The organism is Delftia sp. PX-1, from assembly GCF_055797465.1.
In genome coordinates, this window is the sequence record NZ_CP184763.1 from 3,244,150 (window position 1) to 3,263,940 (window position 19,791).

A 19,791-nucleotide genomic window follows, 5' to 3' on the forward strand; every position below is an offset into this window, starting at 1 on the left:
GGCAGGGCGCAGCCCCTACCTCGACTCGTCGAGGTGCTCCATGAACGTGGTGCCCGTGTAGCGGGAGCGGAACAGGCCGGCCTCCACCAGGCGCGGCACCAGCTGCTCCAGCACGCAATGCAGGGACTCGACGGAGCCGCCGGGCGCGGCCAGAAAGCCGTCGATGGCGCCGGCAGCGCTCCACTCGGTGATCTGCGCCACGGCATCGTCCACCGTGCCGACCACCTGCCAGTGCGCGGCGGAGAGGATTTCCGGCCGCTGCAGCAGCTCGTCAATGCGTAATGACTCGCGCTCCATCAGGCGCCTGAGCAGGCCCGCATGCGTGCGGCTGGACGGGGTTGCCACGGGCGGCGGAAGGTCGGCTGCGGTGATCGGCCGGTCTGCGGGCCAGTCCGTCAGGTCCAGGCCGACCATGGCCTTGATCGATGCCAGCTTGCGGCCCCTGTCCACCCGGCCGTGCGTCTGCTGGAACATCTCCCGGGCCTGCTCGCGGGTGTCGGCCAGGTACAGGCTCAGGCCGGGCAGCAGGCGCACATCCTGCGCTTGGCGGCCATGGCGCTGGGCGCGCCGAGACAGGTCCCGGCGCAGCTCCAGCGCCGCGTCCAGGTCCGGCGTGGGCGCGAAGACAATGTCTGCCACCGATGCGGCAAAGTCGCGCCCGGTGCTGGACGCGCCCGCCTGCACCAGCGGAATGCGCGGGCCGCCGAACTCCGGCAGGTTCAGCGGGCCGCGCACCTTCAGGTGCGGTCCCTCGTGGTCTATGGGGTGGACCAGCGAGGCATCGGCGTAGCGGCCGCTGTGCCGGTCGATCTTCAAGGCCTCGTTGGGGAAGCTGGCCCACAGCCGGCGCACCACGTCGGTGAATTCTGCGGCCCGCGCATAGCGTTCATCGGCATCGGGCATGGCCTGCAGCCCGAAGTTCTCGTGGCCCTGCAGGGCCGTGACGATGTTCCATCCGGCGCGGCCGTTGCTGATCCAGTGCAGCGACTGCAGCTGGCGCGCCACCGCATAGGGCGGAAAAAACGTGGTCGATACCGTGGACACCAGGCCGATGCGCGAGGTCTCGCGCGCCAGCGCGGCCATCAGCACCGTGGGGTCCAGGCTGGCGAAGCCCGCGCCCGTCTCCAGCGCTTCCATGGGCAGAAAGCTCACGTCCGGGCGGAAGACGAAGTCCAGGTGCGCAGCCTCGGCGCGCCGGGCCAGGTCCAGGGCGAAGTCGCTGGAGTACAGCCCTTCGATATGGCTGCCGGGCCGCCGCCAGGCGTCGCCGCTCAGCCAGGTGGGGGCCAGCGAAAGGCCGATGTGCAGGGGTTTGCGGGGTGTCATGTCTGCTGTCATTCCCATCTCAGAACGTTCCGCGCACGCCCACGCCGATCATGCGCGGCGCGGTCATGCTGGCCTCGATGCCGCCGATGCCGCGGTTTTGCTGCAGGTACGTCGGTGCGCGCCTGTCGAACACGTTCTTGATGTAGCCGTACAGCTGCACGCGCGCGCTGTAGGCATAGGTCATGCGCAGGTCGGCGATGGTGTTGGAGCCGACCGCATAGGCGCGCGTGTTGGCGGTATCGGAGTAGTAGCCGTCCAGGTGGCGCACCTGGCCGGAGACATTGAACCGGGGGCTGGCGTCCCAGCTCACGCCCAGGCTCAGGTTGTAGCCGGGCGAGCGGGCGAAGCGGTTGTGCTCGTAGCCGGGGTTGCTGCCCATCTCCTCGATGCGGGTGCGCAGCACGCCCACGCCGGCCTTGATCCGCAGGTTGTCCAGCGCGCGGTAGTCGGCGCCCAGCTCGAAGCCGTAGGCATGGGCCTTCTCCGCGTTGATGGTGTAGGACTGGGCCACGCCCGGGGAGATGACCACGGGGATGTTGTACTGCGCATCCCGCATGTCCATGTAGAACAGGTTGGTGTTGAGCATCAGCCGGTCATCGAGCAGGCTGACGCGGCTGAACAGCTCGTAGTTCCAGATCGACTCCTTCTTGAAGTACGCCCATTGCCGGCTGGTGAGGTTCAGCGACACACCGCCCGGGTTGTAGCCCCGGCTGACCAGCGCGCCCACGGTCCAGCGCGGTGTGGCGGCATAGGCCAGGGACAGCTTGGGCAGCAGGGCCGAGAAGGTTTTCGTGTAGTCGAGGGCGGTGGGTGCCAGCACCGAAGTGCCGGTGCGCACCACCTCGTCCTGCTGGTAGCGCAGGCCGCTGGTCAGGGTCCAGCGGTCGGCCAGGCGCCAGTTCAGCTCGCCGAAGACGCCCAGGTTCTTCTTCGTGTCGTCGAAGGCGGACAGGCCGCGCAGCAGCAGGCTTTCGTCCGTGCCGGTGCGCGCGTAGTAGACGCCGCCGAAGCCGCTCAGGCGGTCCTTGTCGCTGCCCACCAGGGCGCGGAACTCATTGGAGACATTGTTCTGGCGGATATCGGCATCGCCCTCGCCGGGAATGCCGGTATAGCGCTGCACGGACGAGCGCGAATACTGGGACTGGTTGACCAGCCGCACGCCGTTGCCCAGCTCGTAGCTGAGGTCGAGGATGCCGGTGTCGGTCTTCTGCTTCCAGCTGGGCATGGTCGTCGTCCAGTGCTCCAGCGCGCTGAACGGAGCGGACGCTGCCTCCTGGCTGGGGCGGTTGCTGTCGTTGTGGGAATAGGTGAACTTGGCCTCCAGGCCGGGAACGCTGCTGGGCAGCCACAGGAACTTCATGCGTGCGTTCAGCGCGCGGAAATCCTGATCGGCCTGGCCCCGCTGGAACTGCGGATTGGTGTAGTCGATGAAGGTATCGCGCCCCGAGTAGTCCACGGCCAGTCGCGCGGCCAGCTCCTCGCCCACGGGGCCGGAGACGGCGATGGACGCACGCCGCGATTGGTAGTCGCCCGCCTCCAGCTGGTAGGCCCCTTCGCGCTTGAAGCTGGGGTCCTTGGTGTTCACGACGATGGCGCCCGCGATGGCATTGGCACCCTGCGAGGTGGTCTGCGGGCCGCGGAACACCTCGATGCTCTCCACATCCCAGACCGAGGTCGCGCCGAAGAACATCTCGTTGTAGTTGAGGTAGTGCCCGTCCAGGTTGATGGTGGCGCGCGGCACCGTGCCGCCCCAGAAGACGTTCTGGCCGTTGTTGGGGCCCTGCGTGTCCTGCCCGCGGATGATGGGCGCGCCCACCGTGTCGGTGTAGACCACGTTGGGCACATCGTGCAGCACCTCGTGGACCGAGGCATTGCCGGACTCCTGCCGGGCCAGGTCCTTGCCGGCCTTGACCGACACGGAGGAGGCCGTGTCCTTGAGCTCGCGCCTGACCTTTTCTCCGCTGACCACGACCGCTTCAAGCGCGTTGGATTCCCCCCCGGAACCCGACGCGCCCTGAGCGAAGGCGCCGGCCGGCGCCATCAGGGTAGAGAGTGCGATGGCGCCCGCCCGGGACGGGAGCCTGCGATGGAAACACAGCTTCACAGCATCTTCCTTTGATGAGAATGATTCGTATTTTTCAAAGGTCGCCATCATGCATTGAAATTCCGCAGTAGGGAATGCATTCCCACATGCGGAAGAGAAAAACAGCGGCGAAATGGTGTGCGCGCACCCGTGCAGAGCCTTCGGCAGAGCCGGTATCATCGACACCGGCGGCGCCTGCGCCCCCACCTGCGATGCGCCTGGTACAGGCAAGAAAGCCCAGCCCTTGAAAACAACAACACCTCAGACGACAGCCGGCGAGAAGCGCTCCGGCACCATCCAGTCCGTCTCCATCGCCACCCGGTTTCTCATGGTCCTGGCCAATGCCGAAAGCGAGCTGGCGCTGGGCGAGGTGGCCCGGCGAACGGGAACGGGGGGCTCCACGGCCCACCGCTACCTGCAAAGCCTCGTCAAGGAAGGCCTGGCCAAGCAGGACCCGGCCAGCGGCCTGTACGACCTGGGCAGCGCGGCGCTGAGCATCGGCATTGGCGCGCTCAAGCGTGTGGATGCGGTGGAGATTGCGGCGCAGCGCATGAAGGCGCTGACGCACAGCCATGCGCTCAGCGGCGGCGTGGCCATCTGGACTGACCGCGGGCCGACCCTGGTGCGCTGGTACCGCAGCGCCTACTTCTCGATCAACCCGCTGGCGCTGGGCGACATCCTGCCCATAGACAACACCGCCTGCGGCCTGGTGTTCCAGGCCTTCCTGCCCAAGGCCACCATCGACGCTGCACGGCGCCAGCAGCCCGCCCATTTCCGTGGCAAGCCGCCAGCCAAGGCCGTGCTCGACGAAGTGCGCGAGCGCTGCTGGTCCGAGATGACCAGCCACCTGCTGTCCAACGTCACGGGCCAGGCGGCGCCGGTGTTCGATGCGCAGCATGAAATCGTCTGCGCGGTCACCACCGTCTCGGACCTGGGCCAGCTCAAGTCGCCGGAAGACCGGGTCGCGCTGTTCCGCGAGGCCAGCCTGATCAACCAGTCCACGGGCGGGCGGGCCTTCAGCGCAGATTCGCCTTGAAAGCCGAGCCGGGAAGAATGGCCGGGCGCCTCAGTTCCCTGCGGCGCGCTCCATGGCATTCACGGCCCTGCGCCCCCTGGGCACCACCAGGGGCGTCCCCGACACGGGGTCTGCCATGATCACGGCCGGCAGGCCGAACACCTCCTGCACCAACTGCTCCGTGAAGATCTCCCCGGGCGCGCCTTGCGCGGCAATGCGCCCGTCGCGCATGGCGATCAGGTGCGAGGCATAGCGGCAGGCCTGGTTGAGGTCGTGCAGCACCGCAACCACCGTGCGGCCGGCGTCGTTGAGATCCGCCAGCAGCTCCATCAGCTCGATCTGGTGGGCGATGTCCAGGAACGTCGTGGGCTCGTCCAGCAACAGGATCGGCGTCTGCTGCGCCAGCACCATCGCAATCCACACCCGCTGGCGCTGGCCGCCTGACAGCTCGTCCAGCAGTCGGTCGGACAGCGCTGCCACATCGGTGGCCTGCATGGCCTCGGCCACGGCCTGCTCATCCGCGTCCGTCCACTGCCTCAGGAAGGATTGATGGGGGTAGCGCCCCCGCGCCACCAGGTCCGCCACCGTGATGCCCTCGGGCGCCACCGCGCTTTGCGGCAGCAGGCCCAGGCGCCGTGCCACTTCCTTGGCGGGAAATTGCGAGATGTGCCGGCCATCCAGGATGACCTGCCCGGCAGCCGGCACCAGCAGCCGCGACAGCGCGCGCAGCAGGGTTGACTTGCCGCAGGCATTCGGCCCCACGATGACGGTGAAGGAGCCATCGGGAATGGCAAGGGACAGGCCCTGCGAAATCGTGCGCTCGCCGTAGCGCAGCGTCACCGCATCAGCACTCAGGCGCTGCGTCATGGCCGGTCATTTCCCACAATCGATAGGTCCTTCGGTGTTTGCAATGTGGAATGAATTCTACAATACGGAATACGCTGAAGACGCCGCCCTGGCGCCCGGCCCCGTCGCTTCGGATCGAGATGAACAGACTCCAACTTGCCGCCCTGGGCGCGGCCGCCGCACTGGCCGTGCTGGCCTGTTTCGCATGGTTTCCACGCGCCGCCGTTCCCGTGACGGGCGCCGCACCGCATACATCGCATGCGTCGGATGCATCGGGTACGCCGGCTGCAGCACACGCAGACCATGCACCGCTGCCCCGGCGCATCGTCTCCACCTCGCCCAGCGTGACCGGCATCCTGCTGGCCATCGATGCGCCGGTCGTTGCGACCGCCGCGACCACGCCCAGCCGCATGACCGACGACAAGGGCTTTTTCTCGCAATGGGCCGCCGTTGCCGACAAGCGCGGCGTGCAGGTGCTCTACCGCAACCTGCAATTCGACATCGAGGCCGCCATCGGCGCCAGCCCCGACCTGCTGGTGGCCTCCGCCACCGGGGCCGACAGCGTGGCCCAGCACCGCACCGAACTGCAGGCGCAGGGCGTGCCCATGGTCGTGGTCGACTACTCCAGCCAGTCCTGGCAGGACATCGCCACCGAGCTGGGCCGCATCACGGGCCATGCCAAGCAGGCCGCCGCAGCCATTGCCCGCTTCGATGCCCATGTGGCGCAGACCGCCGCCTCCATCACGCCCCCGGTCCGGCCCGTCAGCATCGTCGCCTACAACCTGGCCGGCAGCTACTCCATAGGACGCGCCGCCAGCCCCCATGCGCGGCTGCTGGCCGCACTGGGCTTCAAGGTGGAGGGCCTGCCGCCCGCGCTGGCCGCCCAGGTCACACGCGCCTCGGACTTCGAATTCATCTCCCGCGAGAATCTCTCGGCCGCCATCACCGGCGACTCCGTCTTCCTGCTCGGCGCCTCGCAGGGCGATGTGCAGGCCTTCCTGGACGATCCGCTGCTGGCCAACCTGCCCGCCGTTGCCGGCCGGCGCGTCTATCCGCTGGGCCCGACCTCGTTTCGCATCGACTACTACTCGGGGCAGCAGATGGTCGACGCCGTGGCAAGCCATTTCCGCTGAGCCATGCGTGCACGGCTCCAAGGCGCGGTGGCGCGGCCTGCCCAGCGCTCCTGTTTGCGCTCCTCCTCGCGGTCCTCGCCGCGGTCCTCCCTGCACTGCAGGCGTTGGCTGGGCCTTGCAGGCGGGCTGCTGGCGCTGGCCATCATCGCCGTGCTCGGCATCACCGTCGGCTCGCGCGACATAGCACTGGCCGACATCCTCGGCGCGCTGCGGGCTCCGGACCTGCGTGATGACCAGCACCTGATCGTCAGCCTGCTGCGCATGCCCCGCACCGTGGTGGCCATCCTGGCCGGCATGGCGCTGGGTGTGGCTGGTGCGCTCATGCAGGCCGTCACCCGCAATCCCCTGGCGGAGCCGGGCCTGCTGGGCGTCAACGCGGGTGCGGCGCTGGCCGTGCTCATCGGCATGACGGCCTTCGGCCTGACGTCCGTGCTCCAGTACGTCTGGTGCGCCTTTGCCGGCGCGGGGCTGGCGGGCGCCGCCGTCTTCGCGTTCGGCCAATCCCGGGGCGCGGGCGCGCACCCGGTGCGCCTGGTCCTGGCCGGGGCCGGCCTGTCGGTCATGCTCACCTCCAGCGCCGGCATCATCCTGCTCAACGCGCCCCCGGAAGTCTTCGACGGCTTCCGCCACTGGGCGGCCGGCTCGCTGGAGGGCAGCGGCTATGCCAGCGCCGCCGTGCTGGCGGCCGCCGTGGCGGCGGGGCTGGCGGCGGCCTGGGCCATCGTCGGCCAGCTCAACGCCATGGCGCTGGGGCATGACGTGGGCTTGGCGCTGGGTGTCAATGTGCGCGCCACCGCGCAACTGGCCTGCCTTGCGGTCATGCTGCTGGCCGGGGCGGCCACGGCGGCCGTGGGGCCCATCGCCTTCGTCGGCCTGGTGGCGCCGCATCTTGCACGCCTCTCGTGCGGGCCGGACTACCGCTGGATACTGCCGCTGTCCGCGCTCTACGCGGCGGTGCTGCTGCTGGGTGCCGATGTGCTGGGCCGCGTCGTCGCGGCGCCTGCCGAAGTGGCTGCGGGCATCGTCGCCTGCCTGATCGGCGGGCCGTTCTTTGTCTGGGTGGCGTGCAGATACCGGTTGAGCAGGCTATGAAGACCTCCGTGAACACATCGGTTGTGCGCTGGGGAGCCTGTTCGTTTCTCTGGCGGCCCAGGCCGCTGGCCGTGGGCATGGCGCTGGTCGTGCTGGCCCTGGTGCTGGGGGTGCTGCTGCTGGGCACGGGAACCCTGTCCCTCAGCTCCGCCGAAGTGCTCGACAGCCTGCTGGGCACGGGCTCCAACCCCGCAGCTGAGCGCATCGTGCAGCGGGTGCGGCTGCCGCGTGTCCTCACGGCCGTCTTCGTTGGCGCGTCGCTTGGCATGGCGGGCGCCATCTTCCAGTCCATCTCCCGCAACGCGCTGGGCTCGCCTGACGTGATCGGCTTCACCACCGGCGCGGCCAGCGGGGCGATTGCGCTCATCGTGCTCGGTGACGCCGGGCCGCTGTGGACATCGCTGGCCGCCGTGCTGTCGGGCATGGCCACGGCGGCGGTCGTGCTTGCGCTGTCCGGAGGCCGGCGTGCTGCCGGCGGCTACCGGCTGGTGCTGGTGGGCATAGGCGTGGGGGCCACGCTCTCGGGCCTGAACACCATCTTGCTGGTCATGGGGGACCTGGACCGGGCCGTCGCCGCGCAGCGCTGGCTGGCCGGCTCGCTCAGCGCGCGGACCTGGGCGCATGTCGTGCCCGCCGCGCTGGGCTTCATCGCCATCGTGCCCGTCGTGCTGTGGTGCGCCCGCCGCATCAACCTGCTGGAGCTGGGCGACGATGCCGCCACCCAGCTCGGCGTCAACGTGCCGCGCACGCGGCTCACCATGGTGATGGCTGCCGTGGCCCTGACCGCCATCGCCACCGCAGCGGCTGGGCCCATCGCCTTCATCGCGCTGGCCGCGCCCCAGGTGGCCAGGCGCCTGGGCCTGTCGCCCGACGTGCCCCTGTTCACGGCGGCAGCCATGGGCGCCGTTCTGCTGCTGGCGGCCGACATGCTCAGCCAGTGGGCGCCCGTGCGCCTGCATCTGCCCATCGGGCTGGTGACAGGGCTGCTGGGCGGGGTGTATCTGCTGTGGCTGCTGTTTCGCACACGCAAGGGGTAGACGGCCATGCAGGGTGCAGCGGCGCGCAGACCCGTTGCCTCCGGGACTACCTGCCGCCGCGCGCCACCGCAGGCCCCGCCACGGTGTACACATGCCCGGCCTCTTCGGCAGCCACCTTGGCCGCCTCGCTGCGGCGCACCTCTGCCTGGTCCTCATACTCGCAGTTCATCACCCGGGCTTCACTGCCCGCGAACTCCGCCAGCGATTCAGCGCTGTTGCGAATGGTCACCAGCGCCTGCGCCACCACGTCCAGCCGCTGATGGCCTTCGGGGATCTCCAGCCAGGCCAGCGCCAGCTGGGCCAGGGCGGAAACCTCGGCACAGCCTTGCTGCACGAAGCGGTCCATTTCGTGCAGCGCTGTTGCGAGCTTCTGGGCGTGGGTGTTTTCGGGGGGAGGGGATGGGGGGATGTGCTTCATGGGTTCGACTCTCCACGAAGCATTCCATTGGCATCTGACATTGCATCTCCTTCAAAAAGGGATGATGCTTGCCGGTTTTTCGTGACGCAGATACTACGAGTTGCGTAGCTGATTGACAGGGTGTTCAAGAAGATGGGGGCTGCCGGATGGACTTGAGGCAGGTGCCTACCAGTTTGTGGTTGGCCACGGGTCAATCGCTATGAGCTGGGGAAACACAGACCGGACCTCCTGACCGTGCGCAAGGTTCCGATGGCGTTCTTATATTCGGATACGGATAATAAGGCGGCGCAGTTGTCGCTCAAGAATATGCGATAAAAATTCAGTCATTGTGGAGAGAATATTTATATATTTTATTGAACGTTGTTATTTTGTGTAATATTTTTGAAAATTCAATAAATTTGATTAAAGAAAATAAGTTATTTAATTAAATTCTTCCTGTTTGTGGTGATGAATATTAGTTTGTTTTAAATTTTTGATTCTTGCTCAAGTGCAAATCGGCTCAAAAAATCAAAGCATTCTTGTTTAATTACTTCGGCGCCTGTTTGACTTTTTAGCGTTAGCTTCTTGGACACATCAATACGTTCAATAAAGCTCTGGCGTTGATCAAAACACATATTTGCAACGTCACCCAAGAACAATGAGTTATCGCGGCTGGCTAAAAGCAGGAGCTCAAACTCTTGAATTCCAATAAAAAATATATCTTTATCTTGAATATGAGTATCGTCAATTTTGTGCTCATCCCCTGCTAAAGCTGTGAAATGAACACCATGACCAATTTTATAGCTACGCTCTGTGATGACGAATCCTATTCTTCGCTTATTTAATGGTTTTCTTTTGAATTTAAAAATTTTATAATCATCAATATTTTGGGCTGTAGCCTTTATTTGTTTATATCCTTTTACGACTTGATTAAATAAATGACTAGATAAACGCTTGGAATTTTCAAGGCTGAATATATTTTTATCATATTTCTTATGTTTTATTTCTATGATATAAAAATAATTTTCATCTTCTGCTATAAAATCAGCATTAACAGAAGATTTAGGAAGATCTATTTTTACTTTATCATTTCCGAAATTGCTTAGTATTATATTTTTACAGTAATCTTCAAAATTTTTTCCAAAAACTTCGGAGAAATTATCCAGTTCAATTGACAGTTTTTCGTAGAAATAATTGGATATTTTTCTTTGCCATAATAATGAATCGACAGAAAAAATGAATTTCTCATTGATTTCTATTATTGGATAATTTTCAAGCCACGGAGATTCAGTTGATTCAAAAGTATTTTCCTCTAAGTTTATACTTGCTAAATATTTTATCAAGGCCTCATCGTAAGGTAGATTGGCGTCCAATCCATTTCCTGCTAATTCTTTCCATGTAAAAGTCAAATCTTCAATAATTGAAATTAATACTGCATGCAGATCTGTACTTATCGCTTTGGCAACTGTTATGGAGTTTTGGTGATTTATTCTGAATTGATAAAGAAGCGTAAAAAGCAGCTTTAACTCGGTGATTGATATTTTGTAGCGTGATAATATATGCTTTCTTATTAAATTATCTTCGCTAAGTGAATTGATAAAGCTTGGGAAAAAGAAAACGTCTGGTTGATAATTTTTCTGCCAAATTATCTGGGTATCAAACATATTTCTTAGAAAGTGGTGGATGTTATCTAGGTTGGACTCACTTTTCCATATAATCTGACTCCATTGGTCTATTTTGTTTTTGTTGCAATATATGCCTCTGTAAAAATCTTGTTTCTTATCGGTAGAAATAAATTTCCATTTTATTATCAGATAAATAACCCATTTTGCTTTGCAATCTTTTGAATTAATCATCTCAATGCATTCTTGCAATACACTATTTAGTGAATATCTTTTCATTTCTCTTATTATTTGGCGTTTATTGAAATTTAATGTATTTTGAAAATGCATTTATATATTCCTTAATATGTGATTTGATGCTTGAGTTCTCTGTATATACTTGGATTTTTCAAATAAAATCGGTGTAGTAATAGGTCTCACCCAAACAACCCCCCCTCATCCAACAACTCAAACGCCACCCCCGGCGTCCTCTCCATCCCCCGCCGAATCGCCGCAGGAATCGCCTGCCGCGTCTTGCTGCACAGCCCGCGCATGGGCAGGACCTCGATCTGTATGCCGCGCACGGTGCGCACTTCGCTGGCGCCGGGCTCGATGCGCACGCGGATGCCAAGCTGCTCATACATGCGCTGCTCCACATGGCGCAGGTCCTGCAGGCTGGTGATCTGCTCCAGCCGGTGTAGCAGGCGTTTTTCCTCTTCCCTGGTGAGTCGCAGGATGCGCTGGTCGGCCATGGAGTCGGCGAGCAGGGCATCGTGCTCACAGATGCAGGCGCCCGGAGGGCAGGGGACTCGGATCGGAATCTGAACGGGAAAGCTCATCGATGCCCAAGGAAGATCCGCCCCGGCCGGGGCGGTGCAGGCCATGCTAGTTCAAGGCTGCAGTGGGGCCAAGGGGAAAGTCCTGGGCGCGCCTGCTGCCTGCGCCTGCTGTCTCGTCCCCCTCCCGTATGTCCGCGCCTGCGTCGTGGCGGTTGCGGGGTTGCAAGCCTGCCGAAGGACAGGCTTGCTTCGTCATCTGACTCGCCGTGATGTTTGAGTGAAGCGCGCAGCGCGCAACGAGTTTCACGGCGAACCCCGCAGCCGTCACGACGCAGGTGGCCCCGCAGCGAAGCGAAGGGGTCGCGGACATCCGGGTCGCCTTCTTTGATCTGACCTTTCTTGGCGAATCAAGAAAGGGCAGTCGGCTGCCGGGCCGAGACCCGGCCTCTAAAAGAAACCGCCCGGCAGGGGCAAGAAGAGCGCGCGGCGCTCAAATTTACAGACGGTCAACAACGCAAGGCCGCAGCCGCCAAGTCACACAAACTGACCCACCCGCCTCACGACTTCTGACTCCTCCCATAAAGATTCTCCAACCCCGCCCACACCCTGCGCGTGAGCGGCTTGCTCTGCGCTGCAGGCCGGCGGTACAGCCGCACGTTGATGGGCACGTCCTTGTCGGGCCCGGCCGCGCGGGCCAGGCGGCCATCGGTCAGGTCGGTCTTGACCAGGGTGAGCGGCAGCCAGGCCAGGCCCAGGCCCTGGTGGACCATGGCGTGCAGGGAGTCGGCGAGGTCGGCCTCGTAGACAGTGCGCAGGCGCGTGGTGTCGCACAGCTCGTGCAGGTGGCTGCGCAGGATCTTGCCCAGGGACATGCTTTGCGCGTAGTCCAGGTAGGGCACCAGCGGGCCGCCGCCGTGGGCGGGCAGAGCGTACTTGGGCAATTGGGGGACCAGGGGGATGCTGACGGGGATCAGCGTGTCCTGGCCCACGGGCAGCCAGGCCAGGTGGTGGCCCTGCAGGCTGCCTTCGATGGCGGGCTGGGCGTGGCACATGAGCAGGTCAACCTTGCCCTGCAGCAGCATTTCCACGCCGTAGTCCAGGCTGGTGGTGACCACTTTCCAGCACAGCTGGGGCATGGCCTGGTTGAGGGCGGTGATGATGCCCGGCAGGACGGTGTGCGACAGCGTGCGGCCGGCCGCGATGGTGATGGTTTCATCACGCGTGCGGTGGGGGCGCTGCAGCAGGCCGTGGGTTTGCTCCAGGATGCCCAGCACTTCATGGGCCGAGGCCAGCAGCGTCTTGCCGGCTGCCGTGAGCGTGGTGGACTGGTGGCCGCGCTCGACCAGGGGCGTGCCCGCCCATTCCTCCAGCGCGCGGATGCGGCGGCCGAAGGCGGGGTGGGTGATGTGGCGGCGCTCGGCGGCCTTGTAGAGGCTGCCGGTGTCGGCCAGGGCCTGCAGGTCCTGCAGCAGTTTGAGGTTGAGTTCGTGCATGGGTAGGGTGGGCGCAGGGCTGTGCTGATCCGGCACAGCGCCGCCGCAATCGGCACAGCACCAAGGCGGGGCATGCCTAGCATGGCGGCATGCGAGAGAAGCCCTGTTATGCCTGAAGTTTGCCTCAGGAAGATGCAAAGCCATTTCATTGGCGGTGCGCAGCGCACGGTGCGGGATCTGCCGATCCAGCACAGGGAGGTGGTGCGCAATGGCGGCGAGCGGCCGCTGGACATGAATGGCAGCTATGCCGTGGGCCAGATGTACGCCATGGAGTACCGGCTGGCGCGTCCGCGCAGTCCTCTGCCCGTGCTGCTGTGGCATGGCGGCGGCATGACCGGGGCGCAGTGGGAGTCCACGCCCGATGGCCGCCAGGGCTGGCTGTGGCGCCTGCTGGAGGCCGGCCACGACGTGGTGGTCTGCGATGCCGTGGAGCGCGGCCGCGCGGGCTGGGCGATGTTCCCCGAGATCTATGCCGAGGCGCCCGTGTTCCGCAGTGCCGAGGAGGCATGGACGCTGTTTCGCATAGGCCATGGCGCGCCTTCGGGCGGCGGTGTGGGCGAGCCATTCGTTGGCCAGCGGTTTCCACATGAGAATTTTGGCGCCCTGGTGCGGCAGATGGTGCCGCGCTGGCTGGGGCACGAGGCCATGGCCATGGCGGCCTATGACGCCTTGCTGGAGCAGTTCGGCCCCTGCGTGGTGATGGGCCACAGCCAGGGCGGTGGCTTTGCCGCGCATGCGGCCATCCGCAAGCCGCACCTGGTGCGCGCCGTGGTGGGGGTGGAGCCTACGGGCATGCCGGTGCTGCAAGAAGGGCAGCAAGGTCAGCAGGGGGCGGATGCCTTCGCGCCTGCCTCGGCCATCCCGCACCTGGCGGTGTGGGGCGACCATTTCGCGCACAGCCCGCAGTGGCAGAAGTACCGCGCGCAGACCGATGTGTATTGGCAGCTGCTGCGCCGCCTGGGCGGCCGTGCCGAGGTGCTGGACCTGCCGGCCGCAGGCATTACCGGCAATTCGCATTTCTGCATGCTGGACACCAATGGCGACGAGGTGCTGGGCCGGGTGCTGGCCTGGCTGGAGCGCCTGGGCCGGTGACTGGAGAGTGCTGGTCCCGAAGAATTTCAACGAGGAGAAAAATCCTATGCAACGCCGCAATTTCATGATCCGCAGCCTGTCTGCAACCACGGCGGCCCTGGCCCTGGGCGCCCTGGCGCCCGCGCAGTCGGCCCTGGCGGCCGATGCCGGCTGGCCCACGGCCGAGCCCATCCGCCTGATCGTGCCGTTTCCGCCCGGCGGCACGGCCGATGTGGTGAACCGCCTGTTCGCGCAGCAGCTGGGCAAGGTGCTGGGCGCCTCGGTGATCGTGGAGAACAAGGCCGGTGCCGGTGGCTCGCTGGGCACGCGCTTCGTGGCCGATGCCAAGCCGGATGGCTATACGCTGCTGGGCGCCACGTCCAGCACGCACGGCACGAATCCGGCCGTCTACACCAAGCTGCCCTATGACGCGGTGAAGGATTTCACGCCCATCACCCAGGTGATCACGGTGCCGGGCGTGCTCAGCGTGCATCCCTCGGTCAAGGCGGCGAATCTGAAGGAGCTGATCGCGCTGGCCAAGGCGCAGCCGGGCCATCTGTCGTATGCGTCCTCGGGCGCGGGCGGTCTGGGCCATCTGGCCATGGAGCTGTTCAAGGTCAAGGCGGGCGTGCAGATCATGCATGTGCCCTACCGTGGCGCTGGCCCGGCCTTCACCGATCTGATCGGCGGCCAGGTGTCCATGCTGTGGGAGCCGCTGCCGGCCTCGCTGCCGCACATCAAGTCCGGCAAGATCCGCCCGCTGGCCGTGGCCACGGCCCAGCGCAGCAGCGAGCTGCCCGATGTGCCGACCTTTGCAGAGTCCGGCGTGCCCGGCTACGCCGTGCAGGCCTGGAACGGCCTGCTGGCGCCCAAGGACCTGCCCAAGGACATCCGCGACAAGCTGCACAAGGCCAGCGTGCAGGCCCTGGCCGATCCGCAGCTGCGCCAGCGCCTGGCAGAGCTGGGCGGCACGGTGGTGGCCAATACGCCGGAGCAGTTCGGCGCGGTGATCCTCAAGGATGTGACGACCTGGAAGCAGGTGGCCTCTTCGTCGCAGATCAGCCTGGACTGATGCAGCGGGCACCGGGGAAAGCCCTGTGTCCCGGCGCCCACGGGTGGCGGGGCCAGGCGTCGTGACGGTGCCATAGTCCGGGGGTGGCGGTCCGGGCGCGTTGCCTGCGGCCGCGCACAAGGCCGACCGCCTGACCTGCCGCTCTCAAGCCATGGACATCAACCTCATCCGCAATTTCGTAGAGATCGTGGACGCGCGCAGCCTCAGCGCTGCGGCGCGCAAGCGCGATATCACGCGCTCCAAGGTGAGCAAGGAGCTCAAGGCGCTGGAGACGGCGCTGGGCGTGACCCTGCTGCACCGCACGACGCGCAGCTTTTTGCTGACGGCGGCGGGCGAGGTGCTGTACGAGCACGGGCGCAGCATCATCCAGGAGGTGGAGGCCGCGCAGGGCGCCATCGACGCGCTGCAGCATGTGGTGACGGGCTCGGTGCGGCTGAGCATTCCCACGGGCCTGGGCGAGCTGTATCTGGCCGACATGCTGCTGGCGTTCCAGAAGCGGCACCCGCAGGTGCGCATCCGCGTGCTGTTCTCCAACCGGGTGAGCGATCCCATGAGCGCCCAGGTGGATGTGGCCGTGCGCGTGGCGCGCGACGTGCAGGAGCACCTGGTGGCGCGCGATCTGGGGCCGGTGGGCTTTGGCCTGTATGCCAGCAGCGCCTATGCCAAGGCGCGGCCGTTCCACGACCCCTCCGAGATTCCCCACGGCGTGCTGCTGACGCCGCCCGGCGACGGCAAGACCTATGCCGTCTCGGTGAAAAAGGGGCAGCAGGAGATTGCGCTCAAGTGCGAGCCCTGCATCACCAGCGAGCATTTCCCCTTTCTCAAGCAGTCCATGCTCCGGGGAAGCGGCGTGGCCACCTTGCCCAACTACATGGTGATGGACGAGCTGCGATCGGGCGCCGTGCAGCGCGTGTGCCCGGACTGGACGGTGTCCGGCCTGGGCGACCGGCTGTACATCATCACGGCCGAGGACCGGCGGCCCTCGCATGCCGTCAAGGTGATGACCGAGTTCCTCAGGGCCAGCCTGCTGCGCTTCGTGGAGCAGGCCGAGGTGTCCGGCCCTTAGGTCCTTAGTTCATCACCTTTTCGGTCTTCAGTTCTCCAGCGCAATCGCGTTGTCCGCGATCACCTTGCGCCACATCTGGCCGTCTGCGGCCAGGAAGTCGTCGAGCTGGGCCTGGGTCTGGGGCTTCCTGGCGGCCAGGGTCTGGTTGCCCAGGGCGCTGGCGAATTCGGGGTTGAGCATGACCTTGTTGACGGCGGCCTGCAGGGTGTTGCGCGCGTCCGCTGGCGTGCCTGCGGGCACGGCAATGCCGAACCAGGTGGAGGCCCTGAAGCCCGGCACGCCCGATTCGGCAATGGTGGGCGTCTGCGGCAGGAACTGCGAGCGCTCCGGCCCGGTGGTGGCAATGGCCACCAGCTTGCCGGCCTTGATGTGGGGCAGGGAGGTGCCGGCCACGTCCACCATGAGCTGGGTGTCGTTGGCCATGAGGGCGGTGAGGGCCGGCGCGCTGCCGTTGAAGGGAATGTGGGTGGCGGCCACGTCCAGGCGGGACTTGATCAGCTCGGTGGTCAGCTGCAGCGGGTTGCCCAGGCCGACCGAGCTGTAGTTGAGCTTGCCCGCGTGCGCCTTGGAGTAGGCCTTGAGGTCGGCCACGTTTTTGATGCCGGTCTGGCTGTTGGTGACCAGCACCAGCGGGGCCTCGGCCAGGATGTTGGTGAGCTTCAGCTCCCGGTCGGGGTTGTAGCTGAGCTTCTTGTAGAGCAGGGGGTTGAGGACCATGCTGGCATTGCTGGCCAGCAGCAGGGTGTAGCCGTCGGCCGGCGAGCGCGCCACGGCCGAGGCGGCAATCATGGTGTTGGCGCCCGGCCGGTTCTCCACGACCACGGACTGCTTGAGCTCCGTGGACAGGTGCGTGGCCAGGGTGCGGGCCAGCACATCGACCGAGCCGCCCGGCGCATACGGGGCGATGAGCTTGATGGGCTTGCTGGGGTAGTCGGACTGGGCGAACCCGGGGGCTGCGGCTGCGGTGGCCGCAGCGGCAAGCAGCAATGCGATGGCCTTGTTCATGCGTTGTCTCCTTCTCTTTCGGTGTTGGCGGGTTCAGATCTTGCGCTGCGTCGCGCCCCAGTGGGCGTCGCGCAGCTTTCTTTTGGCGATCTTTCCGTTGTCGTCGCGGGGCAGGCGCTGGAAGACGAAGCTGCGCGGCAGCTTGTAGGCCGCCAGCCGGCCGCGCAGCCATTCTTTCAGTTCCGCTTCGGGCAGTGTGCCTGACTGGCCGGGCTCGACCAGGGCCAGCAGCCGTTCGCCGTACTCGGCATCGGGCACGCCGATGACGGCGCAGTCTGCTATGCCGGGGTGCCTGAGCAGCTCGTTCTCAATCTCGGCCGGGTAGATGTTCACGCCGCCGGAGATCACCATGTCCGAGTCGCGGTCGCAGACGTAGAGAAAGCCTTCCTCGTCCAGGTAGCCCATGTCGCCCAGGGTGATGAGGCCGCCCTGGTCCATCTTGCGGCGGGCCTCTTCGTTGCCCTTGTAGGTGAAGTCGGCATAGGCGGGCTGGCGCACGTAGATCAGGCCGACCTCGCCCGTGGGCAGGGCCTGGCCCTGCCTGTCGAGGATGCGGACTTCGGCATCCTGCAGCGGCAGGCCCGCGCTGCCCGGGTGGGTGAGGGCGTCGGCCGAGCCGATGAAGGTGACCAGGCCCGACTCGCTGGAGGCATAGGTCTCATTGATGATGGGCCCCATCCACTCGATCATGGCCTTCTTGACCTCGGGCGCGCAGGGCGAGCCGGTGGAGGCGATGAAGCGCAGCGAGGAGATGTCGTAGCGCTCGCGCACCTCGCGCGGCAGCCGGAGCAGGCGCACGTACATGATGGGCACCATGTAGGCGGTGTCGATGCGGTGCTCCTGCACCAGCTGCAGGAAGCGCTCGGGGTCGAAGCGCTGCTCCAGCACCACCAGCTCGCTGAGCATGAGCGCGTTCTGGAAATACAGGCTGGGCGCGCTGTGGTAGATGGGCGCGGTCAGCAGGGTGCGCGCGCCGGGCTGCAGGCCGTAGGCGGTGGCGATCAGCGCCTGGTTCACGGCCAGGCGCCGGGGCAGTTCTTCCACGGGAAACGCCTTGCGCAGCACGCCCTTGGGGCGGCCCGTGGTGCCCGATGTATAGGCCATGTGGCCGCGCGGCGCGACCAGCGGGCCGTCGTAGGGTGCCTGGGCGGCCAGCCAGGTTTCGTAGTCCTGCTCCGGCTCGCGTGCGTGGGCGACGCGCCGGGGCAGGTCCGCATAGAGCTCGCCCTTGAGGCCGTCGAGCAGGTCCTGGCTGGTGATGAGGCCGCGGGCGCCGCTGTCGGCCAGGATGTAGTCGATCTCCGTGGCCGTGAAATGCCAGTTGATGGGACAGTAGTAGATGCCCGCAATGCGGCAGGCATGGACCACATCGGCGTATTCGATGCCGTTGCGCAGGAAGACGGCCAGCACGTCGCCTTCGGCCAGGCCCAGGCTGCGCAGGCCCTGGGCCAGCTGGCGGCCGCGCTGCTGCTGGGCGGCGCCGGTCAGCGTGCGCTGTTCGAAGACCAGGGTGGAATGGGGCGTGGCGGCGGTGCTCATGTGGGCGTGGCCTCCTGCTCCCCATCGTTGACGTTGGGCTGGTTGGCGGCCTTGGCCATCTGCCGGGCGCGCGCCCAGTCGGCATCGTCCCAGGCCTGGTATTCGGTGAAGTAGGCGCCGTTGGCCAGGGCGTCGCCGCCGTCCAGCGTGATGGTCTGGCCGTTGAGCCAGGTGTTGCCCGGGGCCAGGATGAAGGCGGCCATGTTGCCGATGTCCTCGCCCGTGCCCAGGCGGCGCGTGGGGTTGTCCAGGCGGCGGCGGTCGGCCGAGTCCTCGTTGCCGTCGATCCTGGGGCGCAGGCGCTGGCTGGCGCCCTGGGTGGGAATCACGCCCGGTGCAATCGCGTTGAACCGTATGCGCTTGGGACCCCATTCCACGGCCAGCGATTTGGTCATGGCGTCCAGCCCGGCCTTGGACATGGCCGAGGGCACGACAAAGGGCGAACCCGTGTCCACCCAGGTGACGACGATGGACAGCACCGAGCCCGGCAGCCCTTCGGCGATCCAGCGGCGGCCCACGGCCTGGGTGACGTAGAAGGTGCCCCGGAAGACGATGTCCGATATGGCATGGAAGCCGTTGATGCTCAGGTCCTCGGTGCGGCTGACGAAGTTGCCGGCCGCGTTGTTGACCAGGCTCGTCAGCGGGCCGTGTTCGGCCCAGATGCGGTCGATGACGGTGTGCACGGCCTCGGGCTGGCGAATGTCGAGTTCATGCGCAAAGGCCTGCGCGCCCGTGTCGTTGTTCAGCATCTCGCAGGCCTGCTGCACCACGGAATGCCGCCGGCCGCACAGGTGCAGCTCGGCGCCCAGTTCCGCCAGCTTGGCCGCCATGGCCAGGCCCAGCCCCGTGCCGCCCCCGGTGATCAGGACGCGCTGGCCCTGGAATAGATTGGCTTCGAACATGCTTGTCTCCTTTTGCTTTCACTCTAGGGAGACAGGGGCGGCTGGGAAAGGAGGGTGGTGGAACGCGGTTGGTTCCGTGGTGGAAACAATGGGCTTGTGATTTGGGGCTGTGGCCGCGGCTTGTCAGCGAGTGCAGGGGGCTCATCTCCCCCTGCCGGGCGATTGCTTTTCGAGGCCGGGTTTCGGCCCGGCAGCCGACTGCCCTTTCTTGATTCGCCAAGAAAGGTCAGATCAAAGAAGGCGACGGTACGACTCACACTCATAGGTGACACATCAGTACAAGGACATGGGTAACAGATCCAAGCTTGGCAGCTGGAGCCAACAGCAGCCAAGG

Annotated in this window: 17 protein-coding genes; 7 read left to right on the plus strand and 10 right to left on the minus strand. The window is 64.8% G+C overall.

The window, feature by feature from the left end:
* Positions 1–15 precede the first annotated feature (15 nt).
* Positions 16–1,326 carry an NtaA/DmoA family FMN-dependent monooxygenase gene (locus ACN20X_RS15005; protein ID WP_473209531.1) on the minus strand — a complete coding sequence of 437 codons (1,311 nt, stop codon included), beginning with the start codon at positions 1,324–1,326 and terminating at the stop codon, positions 16–18.
* A 19-nt stretch (positions 1,327–1,345) separates the two neighbouring features.
* Entirely contained in the window at positions 1,346–3,295 is a 1,950-nt protein-coding gene (locus tag ACN20X_RS15010; protein WP_473209532.1) for a TonB-dependent receptor, read from the minus strand.
* A gap of 358 nt (positions 3,296–3,653) precedes the next feature.
* Between ACN20X_RS15010 and ACN20X_RS15015 the strand changes: the two genes are divergently transcribed.
* Positions 3,654–4,445: an IclR family transcriptional regulator gene (locus ACN20X_RS15015; RefSeq protein ID WP_096916011.1), complete on the plus strand. Its 792-nt coding sequence runs from the start codon at positions 3,654–3,656 to the stop codon at positions 4,443–4,445.
* 30 nt (positions 4,446–4,475) lie between these two features.
* Here the strand turns inward: ACN20X_RS15015 and ACN20X_RS15020 are convergent, their stop codons facing one another.
* A complete protein-coding gene (locus ACN20X_RS15020) occupies positions 4,476–5,291 on the minus strand; it encodes an ABC transporter ATP-binding protein (protein WP_473209533.1) in 816 nt (271 codons plus the stop codon).
* 119 nt (positions 5,292–5,410) lie between these two features.
* Here ACN20X_RS15020 and fepB point away from each other — a divergent pair, with 119 nt between their 5' ends.
* From fepB to ACN20X_RS15035, 3 genes are read left to right on the plus strand one after another with little or no spacing between them, the layout of a single operon-like run.
* Positions 5,411–6,403 (plus strand): Fe2+-enterobactin ABC transporter substrate-binding protein, encoded by a 993-nt coding sequence (fepB, locus tag ACN20X_RS15025; protein ID WP_473209534.1) that lies wholly within the window; start codon positions 5,411–5,413, stop codon positions 6,401–6,403.
* A 3-nt stretch (positions 6,404–6,406) separates the two neighbouring features.
* On the plus strand, positions 6,407–7,495 hold the full coding sequence (locus ACN20X_RS15030; protein WP_473209535.1) for a FecCD family ABC transporter permease: 1,089 nt from the start codon (positions 6,407–6,409) through the stop codon (positions 7,493–7,495).
* Positions 7,492–8,532 carry a FecCD family ABC transporter permease gene (locus tag ACN20X_RS15035; RefSeq protein ID WP_126311907.1) on the plus strand — a complete coding sequence of 347 codons (1,041 nt, stop codon included), beginning with the start codon at positions 7,492–7,494 and terminating at the stop codon, positions 8,530–8,532. The genes ACN20X_RS15030 and ACN20X_RS15035 overlap by 4 nt, the downstream gene beginning before the upstream one ends.
* 46 nt (positions 8,533–8,578) lie before the next feature.
* Here the strand turns inward: ACN20X_RS15035 and ACN20X_RS15040 are convergent, their stop codons facing one another.
* The 4 genes from ACN20X_RS15040 to ACN20X_RS15055 all read right to left on the minus strand — a co-directional run bounded on the left by ACN20X_RS15040 (position 8,579) and on the right by ACN20X_RS15055 (position 12,802).
* Positions 8,579–8,950 carry a hypothetical protein gene (locus ACN20X_RS15040; protein ID WP_338496514.1) on the minus strand — a complete coding sequence of 124 codons (372 nt, stop codon included), beginning with the start codon at positions 8,948–8,950 and terminating at the stop codon, positions 8,579–8,581.
* A gap of 464 nt (positions 8,951–9,414) precedes the next feature.
* Positions 9,415–10,881 (minus strand): hypothetical protein, encoded by a 1,467-nt coding sequence (locus tag ACN20X_RS15045; RefSeq protein WP_473209536.1) that lies wholly within the window; start codon positions 10,879–10,881, stop codon positions 9,415–9,417.
* An 86-nt stretch (positions 10,882–10,967) separates the two neighbouring features.
* Positions 10,968–11,369, minus strand: a complete 402-nt coding sequence (locus ACN20X_RS15050) for a hypothetical protein (RefSeq protein WP_473210816.1) — start codon at positions 11,367–11,369, stop codon at positions 10,968–10,970.
* 497 nt (positions 11,370–11,866) lie between these two features.
* Complete coding sequence (locus ACN20X_RS15055) at positions 11,867–12,802, minus strand: LysR family transcriptional regulator (protein WP_071955294.1); 936 nt, start codon at positions 12,800–12,802, stop codon at positions 11,867–11,869.
* A gap of 132 nt (positions 12,803–12,934) precedes the next feature.
* Between ACN20X_RS15055 and ACN20X_RS15060 the strand changes: the two genes are divergently transcribed.
* From ACN20X_RS15060 to ACN20X_RS15070, 3 genes are all read left to right on the plus strand, one after another.
* The gene (locus ACN20X_RS15060; RefSeq protein ID WP_473209537.1) at positions 12,935–13,894 is read left to right on the plus strand and encodes an alpha/beta hydrolase; all 960 of its coding nucleotides are present in this window, start codon (positions 12,935–12,937) and stop codon (positions 13,892–13,894) included.
* Positions 13,895–13,940: 46 nt separating this feature from the next.
* Complete coding sequence (locus ACN20X_RS15065) at positions 13,941–14,945, plus strand: tripartite tricarboxylate transporter substrate binding protein BugE (protein WP_473209538.1); 1,005 nt, start codon at positions 13,941–13,943, stop codon at positions 14,943–14,945.
* 151 nt (positions 14,946–15,096) lie between these two features.
* Complete coding sequence (locus ACN20X_RS15070; RefSeq protein WP_016454661.1) at positions 15,097–16,011, plus strand: LysR family transcriptional regulator; 915 nt, start codon at positions 15,097–15,099, stop codon at positions 16,009–16,011.
* Positions 16,012–16,038: 27 nt separating this feature from the next.
* Here ACN20X_RS15070 and ACN20X_RS15075 read toward each other — a convergent pair whose 3' ends face one another.
* From ACN20X_RS15075 to ACN20X_RS15085, 3 genes are read right to left on the minus strand one after another with little or no spacing between them, the layout of a single operon-like run.
* Positions 16,039–17,016 carry a Bug family tripartite tricarboxylate transporter substrate binding protein gene (locus ACN20X_RS15075; RefSeq protein WP_012205004.1) on the minus strand — a complete coding sequence of 326 codons (978 nt, stop codon included), beginning with the start codon at positions 17,014–17,016 and terminating at the stop codon, positions 16,039–16,041.
* A gap of 33 nt (positions 17,017–17,049) precedes the next feature.
* Positions 17,050–18,555, minus strand: a complete 1,506-nt coding sequence (locus ACN20X_RS15080) for an acyl-CoA synthetase (protein ID WP_016454660.1) — start codon at positions 18,553–18,555, stop codon at positions 17,050–17,052.
* Positions 18,552–19,457 (minus strand): SDR family oxidoreductase, encoded by a 906-nt coding sequence (locus tag ACN20X_RS15085; protein ID WP_016448092.1) that lies wholly within the window; start codon positions 19,455–19,457, stop codon positions 18,552–18,554. Before ACN20X_RS15085 ends, ACN20X_RS15080 begins: the two co-directional genes overlap by 4 nt.
* Positions 19,458–19,791: the final 334 nt, after the last annotated feature.